Annotated in this window: 2 protein-coding genes; both read right to left on the reverse strand. The window is 73.6% G+C overall.

Going from position 1 to position 4,374, the window contains the following annotated elements; translation table 11 throughout:
• The coding region (locus IE249_RS39580) for a beta-ketoacyl synthase N-terminal-like domain-containing protein (RefSeq protein WP_444544819.1) at positions 1-757 on the reverse strand (757 nt) is incomplete at its 3' end.
• A gap of 40 nt (positions 758-797) precedes the next feature.
• On the reverse strand, positions 798-4,374 hold a 3,577-nt coding region (locus IE249_RS35105; protein ID WP_189711512.1), incomplete at its 5' end, for a type I polyketide synthase.

The raw sequence follows: 4,374 nt of genomic DNA on the forward strand, positions 1-4,374 counted from the left end.
GCTTGCAGCGGCCGTCCGCCGACAGTCCGCGCTGCCGGCTGAACTCGGTGAACGTGGACGGTGTCGCCATGACGGTCACGCCGCCCGCGAGGGCGAGCGAGCACTCGCCGTTGCGCAGCGCCTGCACCGCCATGTGCAGGGTGACCAGGGACGACGAGCACGCGGTGTCCACGGTCACCGCCGGGCCCTCCAGCCCGAACGTGTAGGAGACGCGGCCGGAGGCGATGCTTCCGGAGCTGCCGGTGCCGAGGAAGCCCTCGACGCCTTCCGGGATGCGGTCCAGCCGTGCCGTGTAGTCGTGGTACATGACCCCGGCGAACACGGCCGTACGGCTGCCGCGCACCGAGGTGGGGTCGATGCCTGCCCGTTCGAAGGCCTCCCAGGAGGTCTCCAGCAGCAACCGCTGCTGCGGGTCCATCGCCAGCGCCTCGCGCGGCGAGATCCCGAAGACGGCGGGGTCGAAGCGGCCCGCGTCGTAGAGGAAGCCGCCCTCGCTGACGTAGCTGGAGCCGGCCGTGTCGGGGTCGGCGTCGTAGAGCGTCTCCACGTCCCAGCCGCGGTCGGTGGGGAACGGACCGATGGCGTCGGTGCCGTTCACCACCAGGTGCCACAGGTCTTCCGGGGTGCGTACGCCTCCTGGGTAGCGGCAGCTCATCGCCACAATGGCGATCGGCTCCTGGTTCCGCTCCTCGGCCTCGCGCAGCCGTCGGCGGGCCTGGCGCAGGTCGGCGGTGGCCCGCTTGAGGTAGTCGCGCAGCTTGTCCTCGTTCGCCATCGCGTCGGGTCCTTTCTCGGGCTCAGGCCGAGCCGAGCTCGTCGTCGAGCAGGTCGAAGAGCTCGTCGTCTGTGACTGTTTCGAGGTCGTTGTCTTCTTCGGCGGGGTCGTCCGCCGCGCCCTGGGCTTCGTTCCACTTGGTCAGCAGGGCCTGGAGGCGCATGGTGATCCGGGAGCGGGTGACGCTGTCGGCCGCGGCCGGCGCGGCCGCCAGTGCGGCTTCGAGGCGGTCGAGGTCGTCGAACATGGACGGGCCGTCGTCCGCCTGCGGGAGCAGCGTGCCGACGTGACCGGCCAGGGCGCCGGGTGTCGGGTAGTCGAAGACCAGGGTGGCGGCGAGCCGCAGTCCGGTCGCCGCACCGAGGCGGTTGCGCAGTTCCACGGCGGTCAGCGAGTCGAAGCCGAGTTCCTTGAAGGCGGCGTCCGGCCCGATGGTGGCCGCGTCCTGATGTCCGAGCACCGCGGCCACCTGGGTGCGCACCAGGTCGAGCAGGACGCGGTCCCGCTCGGCGGCGGACACTCCGGCGAGGCGTTCGGCCAGCGTGCGCGCCTCCGGGCCGCTGCCCGGACCCGATGCCGCTGCCGTACGGCGGCGGGCCGCGCGGATCAGGCCACGCAGCAGCGGCGGTACGGCATCTGCTCCCCCGGCCCCGGTTCCGGCACCGTCGTCGGTGTGCCGTGCGCGCAGGGCGGCGAGGTCCAGGCGGGCGGCGATCAGCAGGCCCTCGTCCAGGGCGCCGGCGGTGTCGAAGAGCGCGAGCCCCTCGGCGGCGGCGAGGGCGGACATGCCGCCTCCGGTGATCCGCTGCCGGCCGCTCGCGTCGAGCGTGGCCGCCATGCCGCCGCTCGCGCCCGGGTTGGCGTCCTGGCGCGCGTCCTTGTCCTTGTCGCCGTCCGTGTGGTCGTCCGCCCACAGGCCCCAGGCGAGGGAGACCGCGGGGAGGCCCTGGGCGCGGCGGTGCAGGGCGAGGGCGTCCAGGAAGGTGTTGGCGGCCGCGTAGTTGGCCTGGCCGGGGTTGCCGAAGACACCCGCCGCCGAGGAGAAGAGCACGAACGCCGACAGGTCCATGTCCCGGGTCAGTCCGTGCAGGTTCCAGGCCGCGTCCACCTTCGGCCGCATGACCCGCTCGACGCGCTCGGGCGTCATCGATTCGAGGATGCCGTCGTCGAGTACACCCGCGGTGTGCACCACGGCGGTCAGCGGGTGCGCGGACGGCACCGTCTCCAGCACTGCGGCCAGGGCCTCCCGGTCCGCCGTGTCGCAGGCCGCCCAGGTCACCGTGGCGCCCGACCCGGCGAGCTCCGCGGCCAGTTCGGCCGCACCCTCGGCGCTCGCGCCGCGCCTGCTGACCAGCAGCAGGTGGCGGACGCCGCGCGCGGTCACCAGGTGCCGGGCCAGCAGCCCGCCGAGCGTCCCGGTGGCGCCGGTGATCAACACCGTTCCGTCCGGGTCAAGTTCCGGCAGCGACCGGTCGTCGTCGGCAGCGGACGGAACCCGGGCGAGCCGGGGCGCGTGGACCGTCCCGGCCCGTACGGCGAGCTGCGTCTCGTCGGCCGCCCCGGCCAGGACGGAGGCCGCCTCGTGCAGCGGGCCGTCCTCGCCGTCGAGGTCGAGCAGCAGGAACCGCCCCGGGTGCTCGGCCTGCGCCGACCTCACCAGACCCCACACGGCCGAGTGCGCCAGATCGTCCACGCCCTCGTCCGGCCCCACCGCGACCGCGCCGCGCGTCACCACGGCGAGCCGCGTCGCCGCCAGCGGACCGGAGTCGAGACGGTCGTCGGCGAGCCAGTCGCGGATCACGCCGAGCACCTGGCCGGTCGCCGCGCGGGTCGCGGCGGCGACGTCCTCGGTACGGGCCAGATCGGGCACGCAGGGGACGAACACGATGTCGGGCGCGGCCTGATCCGCGACGAGTTCGTTCACGCCGGCGTACGCCGCGACCTGCGCGCCGGCTCGGGCAAGAGCGTCACCGAGCTTGAGATCGTCGCCGCCCAGGACCGCCCAGCGTGGCGGGTTCGCCGCCGTGGACGAGACGTGCGCGGACGCGGGCAGCGGCGCCCAGTCCACACGGAACAGCACGTCATGGTGACCCGATGCGCTGTGAGCGGCGGCCAGTTGGCCGGCGGCGAGCGGGCGCAGGACGAGCGAGTCCACGGAGGCGATCGGCAAGCCGCTCTCGTCGGCCAGGGTCAGCGAAACCGCGTCCTTCCCGGCCGCCGACACCCGCACCCGCACCGTCGCCGCGCCCGCCGCGTACAGCCGTACGCCCTCCCAGGCGAACGGCAGCCGTGCCGCGCCGGATCCCGTCTCCTCCGCGCCGTCCGCCGGGAAGAAGTCACCCAGCCCGATGGCGTGCAACGTCGCGTCGAAGAGGGCGGGATGAAGGCCGTAGGCATTCGCGTCCGCCCGCTGTTCCTCCGCGAGGGCCACCTCGGCGAACACCTCGTCCCCGGCCCGCCAGGCGGCCCGCAGGCCCTGGAACGCCGGGCCGTAGCCGAGCCCGAGGGCGGCGAAGTCGTCGTAGACGTGGGCTACTTCGAGGGCCACGGCGCCAGGCGGGGGCCACTCTTCCGGCATGCCGTGCTCGGCGGGCTGGAGTCGCTCCGGTGCGCCGCCTCCCAGGAGGCCGTCGGCGTGCCGCGTCCAGGGGTCGTCGGCGGACGCGTCCTGCGGGCGCGAGTACAGCCCGAGGGGCCTGCGTCCGGACTCGTCCTCCTCGCCCAGCGTCAACCGCAGCTGCAGCGCACCCTTTTCGGGCAGTACGAGCGGAGTCTCGAGGACGAGCTGGTCGAGGTGGTCGTGACCCACGTGTTCCCCGGCGTGGAGCACCAGCTCGACGATCGCGGCGCCCGGCACCAGTACGGTGCCGGACACGGTGTGCTCCGCGAGCCAGGGATGCGTGGCCAGCGACAGCCGGCCGGTGAACAGGAAGCCGTCGCCGGCCGGCAGTTCGGCCACGGCGCCGAGCAGCGGGTGGCCCGCCTCCCCCAGGCCGGCCGAGGCCATGTCGCCCACCCAGCCCGTGGGCGCCTCCAGCCAGTAACGCCGGTACTGGAAGGCGTAGGTGGGCAGGTCGACGCGGCGGGCGCCGGTGCCCGCGTAGAACGCCTGCCAGTCGACCGAAATACCCCGGGTGTGGGCGTGGGCGAGAGCCGTTGTGAGGGTTTCGGCTTCCGGGCGGTCCTTTCGGAGGACGGGAAGGAAGGCGGGAGTGCCGCCTGTTATGGACTCCGGTGCGAGCGCGGACAGCACGCCGTCCGGGCCGAGTTCGACGTACGTCGTGACGTTCGCCGCCTCCAACGCCCGGACGCCGTCGCGGAAGCGGACGGCCTCACGGACGTGACGGACCCAGAAGTCCGGGCTGGTGATCTCCTCGGCGGAGGCGACGGCACCGGTGAGGTTGGAGACGATCGGGATACGCGGGGCCTCGTAGGACAGGCCTTCGGCGACCTCGCGGAAGGCGTCCAGCATCCCGTCCATGTGCGGGGAGTGGAAGGCGTGACTGACCGTCAGGCGACGGATCTTGCGGCCCTGCGCCTCGAAGGCTTCGGCGATCTCCAGTACGGCGCTCTCGTCACCGGCGATCACGACGGAGGTC

The organism is Streptomyces anandii JCM 4720 (assembly GCF_014650655.1).
Classification (GTDB): domain Bacteria; phylum Actinomycetota; class Actinomycetes; order Streptomycetales; family Streptomycetaceae; genus Streptomyces; species Streptomyces anandii.